Raw genomic sequence first — 5,406 nt, forward strand, 5'->3', positions numbered from 1 at the left:
GGACAGGTTGGGTTCGCCTGCCTGTTCGGTGAGATCGGCGATTTCTGCACGGATCGCTTCGACGTCCGTCACTGCCTCAATGGAGTCGTATTTCGCTCGGAGGGCGCGGATTTCTGCGGAAAAATCAATATCTGCCATGGTGTTTCAAGACTACGTCATGGTGCTCCGGCCGCGGCTACCGCGTCAGGTCCGCCCGCGCATCGGCGGTGGCGATGATGGGAATCCCGGCGGGGACCAGGTAGTTCACGATCGGCGGATGGACGACGGCGGTAAGCACCACGCGCGCGGTGCGGGAGTCGGGAGCGCCGGTCGACGGGTCCAGGGCGAGGTTGTTGAACCGCGCGGGCGCTCCGGCCCGTTCGACGTAGGCGGCGGCCGTCTGTGACACGGATTCCGAATCGAGGGCGGGAGCCGGCTCACCGCCGGCTGCGTCGATCGAGGCGACCGCGAACGTGTCGGCCGCGCTCAGCGCCGCACCGTCAGCGACGGAGAGAAGTTTCTTGTGCTCGATGTATACGGCGGATACCGCGGTGACGACTGCGATGACCAGGAGGGACAGCAGAATGTACCCGATGATCAGGACGGTGACCTGGCCTTCCTCGCCGATATCCTGCCCTGCACCAGGCTCGGGCGTAGCCGTCATCCGAACCGCTCCACGAGTTGGGTTGACCGGGAATCCACCGTGGCGGCAGAGGTGTTCAGCCCGGGCATTGTGGGAATAAGCGGGAGTGGAACCTTGAGAGTGACGTCAACCGTCACGCTTGAGCCGGGCTCAAGGCAGGTGCCTCCGCAGGTGATGGTGACGGCGGCGTCCTGGGGTGGGAAACCGAAATCGTTCACCGTCAGGTTCACGGCCTCCTGTGCACGGGTATGGGCTTCCGCCGGATTGTCGGAATCGACGAACACTTTCGCTGCCTGATCAGCTGCACCGACGACGGCGAACGACGCCCCCTGTACTGCTCCCACCGTGAGGACCAGATAGACCACGGGCACCAGGAGGAGCAGCCCAAGGAAAGTGAACTCAAGGACCGCACTGCCGGCGTCGTCGTTCTGGAGTGCCGCCCGCGCGCGCTCATGACGGGAGGGCAGCATGCCCGGTCACCTCCAGGGTGCCCGCGGGGCCGATGAGGCCGAGCACGGGAATCGGTGCCCGGACAGTGACCTGCAGGACGACTGACCCTCCGCGGTTGACCTGGCTTACGGATACGTCCTGCGCGTAGGTGCTGCTGATGGCGCCGGAGATGAGGGCGCTTGTGCGGGCTGCGGCGTCGGCGGGTGAACGATCGGCGAGCGTGCCGTACCGTGCGCCCGATGACGCTGCATCGATCAGGGTGTTGCGCACATGGAGGACCAGCGTGAGCTGCACGATGGCGATGAAAATGACCGTCAGGAGACCACCGATGAGGGCGAAATCGACTGTTGCGGTGCCGCGTTCACCCGCGTGCCGGTGCTCACGGGCCGGGCTTGTGCACCCTGCAGCTGTGAACACTGCGCTATCGGCTCACACGGTTGATCGCCTCATTGAACAGTCCCTCCAGTGCCGGTGAGGCGATAGCGAGGAGACCGGCAACGAGGACAGCCGACATCAGCGTGATCATGACCCACCCGGGCACGTCACCGCGCTCGAGGTGGTCCTCCGGGGACATGGCGTGTATGCCCGATGAGAACAGGGTGGTGACGTACAGGAAGCGTGCGATGAGGCGATGACGCATGCTGGATTCCTCTCTTTCTGTGGGGTTGATCTGCTTCAGTGGGTTTTGATTCGCGAATCAGAATCCCAGGTTGATCAGGGCAATGCCCGGGTAGACAGCGAACAGAACGGTCAAGGGCAGAACGCCGAATACAAGCGGCACCATCATGGCAATTTCCTTGCGCCCAGCGGACTCCATCAGTTCCCGTTTTGAGAGATCCCGGACATCCTGGGCCTGGGCGCGAAGCACGTCCGCCAGCGGTGTTCCGCGTTCTACTGCCACGCTGATACCGTCGACGAACCGCACCAGCGGTGCCAACTGCGTGCGGTTGGAAAAATTCTGGAGGGACTCCATCAGGGGTGTCCCTGCCCGGGTTTCGGCAAGCACCCGGCTGAATTCCTTTGCCAGTTCGCCGTTTCCTGTTCTGCAGATTCGTTCGAGCGCTCCCGTAGCGCTCTCCCCCGCGCTGACAGCCAGCGCCATCAATTCGGCGAGGCTGGGGAATTCCGCCAGGATGCGGCTCTCCCGCTTCCTGATTTCCGTACCCAGCAGGTAGTCACGAAACAGGTACCCGCCCGCGGCGCTGCCGAAAATGATGAGCACGGCAAGGAACGGATTGAAGCCGCCCGAGGTTGCGAGGCTCAGAATAACCATCGTCGACAGAGCCAACCCTGCGCTTCCCCACATGATCTGCTCAGCCCGGAAATCGAGGACGGACTGATTCCGCCCTGCCTGGTCGAGCCGTCGCGCAAGGATCGAGGACGCCGGACTGTAGCGGTTGAGCCAGGTCACGGCATCGCGCGCGACCGGGCGAACAATTCGTTCCAGCGGACCGAAGGGTGTGACGGACTGGGAATCCAGAAGTCTGGAGCCGACGTCGACGGATTTGAGCTGGGGAGCGATTCGCTCAACGAAACGTGGTTGGCGCATGATTGGCAGCCGCACGAAAGTGAGCCACAGCCCGGACCCGAGACATGCACCGGCAAGGACGGCCAGAGACAGTGTGCCCATCAGCGAAGCACCCGTTCGTCGTCAGGGAGGGCGCCGATGCGGAGCATGATCCAGTAACAGAATGCCGATACAACAAGCCCGCCGATCAGCACTACTGCCCCGCCCGCGGTGTTGTAGGCGGCGACTGCCTCCGGGCGGGTGGACAGGAGTGCAAGCACAATCCACGGTGCCGCGACAGCCAGTCTGGCAGCGTTGACCGTCCATGATTGCCGTGCTTCAAGTTCGCTCCGGGTCCGTGCACTGTCCCGGAGGAATTCTGCGAGCGTGCCGAGGAGCCGGCCAAGATCCGTGCCGCCGACCTCACGGGTGAGGCGCAGCGCCTCCACGATCCTGTCGGCCACCGGGTCAGCCAGCCGGTCCTTCAGCCGGTCCAGGGAAGAATCGAACTGTCCACCGGAGCGGTAATCGCCGGCGAACTCCCGGAAAGCCGGACGCAATTCCTCCGGACCCTTCACGCCCAGCTGCATCAACGCCTCGGGCAGTGAAAGACCGGCCCTGATGGCGGAGCGCAGATGATCTACCACGTCCGGCCATAGCTCGCGCAGCGATGCCGTACGTTTGTTGGCCCGCCATCGCACAACCATGAGGGGTGCGAGGCCGCCGAAAATCGCGAAACAGGCAGCGATCGCCGGGGTCCCGGTGAATACGAACGCGACAAGGAAGACGAACAACCCCGCAATGGCAGAGGCCGCGACCAGCCCTCCGGCGGATACCCGCTCGATTCCCGCCCTGATCAACAACTCTTCCACCCTGCCCGTACGGCGTTTCGACGCCTGGGGACGCGGCGGTACCGCCCACGTTGACCACCAGATGAGGAACAGGCCCGACCCAAGTGCGGCGCCGATCGCGACGGTCATGACGGATTGAGGAGGGAGGCAACAGAATAGCCCGCGGAGGCGAACTTCTCTTCCGCCGGCATCGTGGACGCGGTGAGCCTCAGCTCTCCCTCCATGCGCCTGAAGACAGTGGAGGTTTCAATCACGCCGTTTTCAACCCGGCGGCCCAGCGCAACGATCTCCGTGACGCGCCGGGCACCTGAGCGCTCGCGGACGCAGTGCACCACGAGGTCGATGCAGGAGGCGACGGTGGGCACAACGAAGGCGCTGGAGATGTTGTTTCCCGCCAACAGAGGCAGCGTGCATATCTTCGTGATTGCGTCATGTGCACTGTTGGCGTGAACGCTGCACATACCGGGCAGGCCCGAGTTCAGCGCAATCAGCATGTCGAGACTCTCGGCCTCCCGAACCTCTCCGACAATCAACCTGTCAGGCCGCATCCGGAGGGCTTCCTTGACAAGGCGCCGCAGCGGTATTTCGCCGTGCCCTTCAAGATTCGGCTGCCGGCATTGCAGGCCCACGACGTCGCGCAGGGGGAACTGGAGCTCGAAAATCTCCTCTACGGTCACCACCCGCTCACGCGGGCCGATGCTGGCGCCGAGGCAATTGAGCATTGTTGTCTTGCCTGCCTGGGTAGCTCCGGAAACGAGGATGTTCAGCCCGCTCGCCACCGCCGCGCTGAGGAAACGCGCAGCCTGCGGTGACAGCGTTCCAAGCTCGACGAGGTGGTCCAGCCGGGTTGCGCGGGAGACGAATTTCCTGATGTTCACTGCCCAATGGCGGCGTGTGACGTCGGGAATCACCACATGCAGCCTGGAGCCGTCCGGGAGGGATGCATCGACGAAGGGCGACGACAAGTCAAGGCGGCGACCCGAGGACTTCAGCATTTTTTCCACAAGATCGCGAACCTGCTGCTCGCTGAGACTCAGGGACGTGAGCTCCGACTCTCCAGCCCGCGCCACGTATATCTCGGAAGGGGAGTTGATCCAGATTTCTTCAATGGCGGGATCATCCAGGAGCGGCTGCAAGGCGCCGTAGCCCGCAACCGCGGCAAAGACGTAGCGGCTTGCCTGCTCACGGTGGCCAAGCGGCGGAAGTGAACCCACCAGTGAGCGTTCGTCATAGTCATTGACAGCAGCTTCAACAAGACGCCGCACTTCTCCACTCTGCAGCGCCGGATCAAGGCCCCGACGCCGGATGAGCTCTCTTACCTCATCCTCAACAATGCGCACTGCATCCATAGTTTTCCCCAAGGATTCGGCATGCAGGAGGAAAGAGCACGCCGGAGACTGTCAGACTGGTGAGGAACTTTCGAACCCGGTTCCCTGCATCAAAGCGTAGGCCACAGCAAATCAACTTACCTAGCCCAATGAAGGACCTGTGGAGAACTATGCGGCGGGCCCTGTAACACCAGTCCCACCCGTCACACCAGCAACACGCGAGTATCGGATGCCGGTCAGGCTCCTTCCGGAACTTGCACAACTTGGAGACCTTCCCCCGTGATAGCTTCCCGTGCAGCCAAGACCGTCGCCCTCTCATCGGTGGTTACTCTCAGCCTCCTCACCGGCCTGACCCCAGCGCTCGCAACTGAACCGGTCCCGACGCAGCCGACGGGTCCCGCGGAGGCGACCGCCATCGCCACTGCCACGGAACCAGCCGCTCCGACTGAACCAGCGACGCCGGTGGAGGAGGCATCTCCCCAGCCGTCGCCGTCGTCGTCCCCATCCGCATCGGCCGAGGAAACGCTGACCGCCGCGGACTACCGGAACGATCCGGCACTGCTGGCGGATCTCATCGGGAACCACGGCGCAAGCATGGGACAAGGACTCGAGCGGCTCGAAGTGACGGGCGACCCGCAGGAGCCGGCA

The 5,406-nt window shown here is 63.6% G+C and carries 7 protein-coding genes and 2 pseudogenes; 1 reads left to right on the top strand and 8 read right to left on the bottom strand.

Annotated features, from left to right (window positions below):
• From prfB to X803_RS0116135, 8 genes and pseudogenes are all read right to left on the bottom strand, one after another.
• Positions 1–138 (bottom strand): annotated as a pseudogene (gene prfB, locus X803_RS22385) (peptide chain release factor 2); the annotation flags it as partial.
• A 37-nt stretch (positions 139–175) separates the two neighbouring features.
• The gene (locus X803_RS0116105) at positions 176–643 is read right to left on the bottom strand and encodes a pilus assembly protein TadG-related protein (protein ID WP_051470840.1); all 468 of its coding nucleotides are present in this window, start codon (positions 641–643) and stop codon (positions 176–178) included.
• Positions 640–1,092, bottom strand: coding sequence for a hypothetical protein (locus X803_RS20690; protein WP_051470841.1), 453 nt, complete (start codon positions 1,090–1,092; stop codon positions 640–642). The genes X803_RS0116105 and X803_RS20690 overlap by 4 nt, the downstream gene beginning before the upstream one ends.
• Positions 1,073–1,489: a TadE/TadG family type IV pilus assembly protein gene (locus tag X803_RS20695; protein ID WP_051470842.1), complete on the bottom strand. Its 417-nt coding sequence runs from the start codon at positions 1,487–1,489 to the stop codon at positions 1,073–1,075. The genes X803_RS20690 and X803_RS20695 overlap by 20 nt, the downstream gene beginning before the upstream one ends.
• Before the next feature lie 4 nt (positions 1,490–1,493).
• Positions 1,494–1,712: a hypothetical protein gene (locus tag X803_RS0116120; RefSeq protein ID WP_026545933.1), complete on the bottom strand. Its 219-nt coding sequence runs from the start codon at positions 1,710–1,712 to the stop codon at positions 1,494–1,496.
• A 57-nt stretch (positions 1,713–1,769) separates the two neighbouring features.
• Entirely contained in the window at positions 1,770–2,702 is a 933-nt protein-coding gene (locus X803_RS0116125; protein ID WP_035779456.1) for a type II secretion system F family protein, read from the bottom strand.
• Positions 2,702–3,559 carry a type II secretion system F family protein gene (locus X803_RS0116130; RefSeq protein ID WP_026545935.1) on the bottom strand — a complete coding sequence of 286 codons (858 nt, stop codon included), beginning with the start codon at positions 3,557–3,559 and terminating at the stop codon, positions 2,702–2,704. The genes X803_RS0116125 and X803_RS0116130 overlap by 1 nt, the downstream gene beginning before the upstream one ends.
• Positions 3,556–4,779, bottom strand: a complete 1,224-nt coding sequence (locus X803_RS0116135; RefSeq protein WP_026545936.1) for a TadA family conjugal transfer-associated ATPase — start codon at positions 4,777–4,779, stop codon at positions 3,556–3,558. The genes X803_RS0116130 and X803_RS0116135 overlap by 4 nt, the downstream gene beginning before the upstream one ends.
• Before the next feature lie 258 nt (positions 4,780–5,037).
• On the opposite strand from X803_RS0116135, the pseudogene X803_RS22390 reads away from it, so the two are divergent.
• Positions 5,038–5,406 (top strand): annotated as a pseudogene (locus tag X803_RS22390) (hypothetical protein); the annotation flags it as partial.

This window comes from Arthrobacter sp. 35/47, assembly GCF_000520475.1.
Taxonomy (GTDB): Bacteria; Actinomycetota; Actinomycetes; order Actinomycetales; family Micrococcaceae; genus Arthrobacter_D; species Arthrobacter_D subterraneus.

Bases quoted from the DNA above. Each gene is read 5' to 3' on its own strand.
- X803_RS0116130 (WP_026545935.1), bottom strand. From the start codon at position 3,559: ATGACCGTCGCGATCGGCGCCGCACTTGGGTCGGGCCTGTTCCTCATC.
- X803_RS0116120 (WP_026545933.1), bottom strand. From the start codon at position 1,712: ATGCGTCATCGCCTCATCGCACGCTTCCTGTACGTCACCACCCTGTTC.
- X803_RS20690 (WP_051470841.1), bottom strand. From the start codon at position 1,092: ATGCTGCCCTCCCGTCATGAGCGCGCGCGGGCGGCACTCCAGAACGAC.
- X803_RS0116125 (WP_035779456.1), bottom strand. From the start codon at position 2,702: ATGGGCACACTGTCTCTGGCCGTCCTTGCCGGTGCATGTCTCGGGTCC.
- X803_RS0116105 (WP_051470840.1), bottom strand. From the start codon at position 643: ATGACGGCTACGCCCGAGCCTGGTGCAGGGCAGGATATCGGCGAGGAA.
- X803_RS0116135 (WP_026545936.1), bottom strand. From the start codon at position 4,779: ATGGATGCAGTGCGCATTGTTGAGGATGAGGTAAGAGAGCTCATCCGG.